Source organism: Endozoicomonas sp. YOMI1, assembly GCF_024606345.1.
GTDB lineage: Bacteria > Pseudomonadota > Gammaproteobacteria > Pseudomonadales > Endozoicomonadaceae > Endozoicomonas.
Genome location: NZ_JAHHPM010000352.1, coordinates 1 through 1,459, shown reverse-complemented (window position 1 = coordinate 1,459; position 1,459 = coordinate 1). Strand labels below are relative to the sequence as shown.

At 46.4% G+C, this 1,459-nt stretch carries 2 protein-coding genes; both read right to left on the bottom strand.

Going from position 1 to position 1,459, the window contains the following annotated elements:
• Positions 1-124: 124 nt before the first annotated feature.
• On the bottom strand, positions 125-895 hold the full coding sequence (yaaA, locus tag KDK15_RS12760) for a peroxide stress protein YaaA (protein ID WP_257295756.1): 771 nt from the start codon (positions 893-895) through the stop codon (positions 125-127).
• Between the two features lie 287 nt (positions 896-1,182).
• A partial coding sequence (locus KDK15_RS12755) for a hypothetical protein (RefSeq protein WP_257295754.1) occupies positions 1,183-1,459 on the bottom strand: 277 nt, incomplete at its 5' end.

Here is a 1,459-nt window from a genome sequence, read left to right as displayed (position 1 = left end):
AATTCCAACGAAGATCCAGCTGTTCAAAATGGCTGCGCAGCTCATATTTAGAAGGTGGAATGGGTATGATGTTTTGGAAGACGTTTTCAAGAAAGCAATTTGTTTTCATGACCTTATTTAGTGGCTATGCTTTCCGGGTAAAAACCCACGCCTTATCGGAAGACATGGCCCCATTAAAGGCGTAACCTTCGTAGTCAAAGCTTTTCATTTCTTCTGGCTGATCAATGTTATGGTCAATAATGTAACGACACATCAGGCCACGGGCTTTTTTGGCATAGAAACTGATGATTTTGTATTGATCGTTCTTCCAGTCTTTAAATACCGGCGTAATAATCTGGCCATTAATCTGCTTTGGCTGCACAGACTTGTAGTATTCATTAGACGCGAGGTTGACCAGTACCTGGCTCTTCTGACTGGCCAGCTCTTGGTTCAGCTGCTCTGTGATCATGCTTCCCCAGAACTGGTAAAGGTCTTTTCCCCGCTGATTGGTAAATCGCGTACCCATTTCCAGGCGGTAGGCCTGCATTAAGTCCAGCGGCCGTAGCAGGCCATAAAGGCCAGAGAGGATTCTCAGGTGTTTCTGGGCAAACGACAGCTGCTGTTCATTGAGTGTTTCTGCGTTGAGACCGGTGTATACATCACCCTTGAAGGCCAGTACGGCCTGTTTGGCATTGTCCGGACTGAACGGTGCCGACCATGCCTGGAAGCGGGCGGCATTAAGCTGGGACAGCTTATCACTGATGCTCATCAGGCTGCCAACTGCTGCCGGACTTAACTCACGGAGTTCTTCAATCAGCAGGGCAGACTGGTCAAGAAAGTCTGGCTGAGTGAATTTGTTTGTTATGGACGGTGTTTCGTAGTCCAGGGTTTTCGCTGGAGAAATAACGAGCAGCATTCAACACTCCCTGATTTTTCAAGCTGGTAATAATGATGACAATAGTAGAGCAGGGAGAGTTCCTTTAATAGGGTCGAGTATAAGGATTTCAACAAAATAAACAGCGCATCCGATGAAACCAGGGTAATGACAATGCTGGCGCCACTGGGAAGATTAAATAAAAGCCCCGGCATTTGGCCCAGCCAACTGCTGAAGACCCCATCAAATTGTGCCAACCAGTATTGGCTTAATACGGCACCCAGTGCGGATGCCTGTGCGACCGGCAGGTCGATAAAGATGATCTTTCTTTATTCAACCGTGTTTCCACTATTATTTGAAACAGAACCGCTCCTCATCAGGATAGCTGTTACCATTCGGGTTAAGCCGTTCATCAGCGAGATTAATGGAAATGTTGAATTATTCGCACCGAGATTGAGGCGGCTATTGATGTTGTAAAAACGTTCTTTAGTTATTTCCGTTTTATTGGCTTCAGGATACAATTCCGGACTTAATTTTCCTTGCTCAATATGACCTGAATCCGTAACTTCAGAAGACGTTGACACCTTCGGAAGCCGGTCGTGCCGA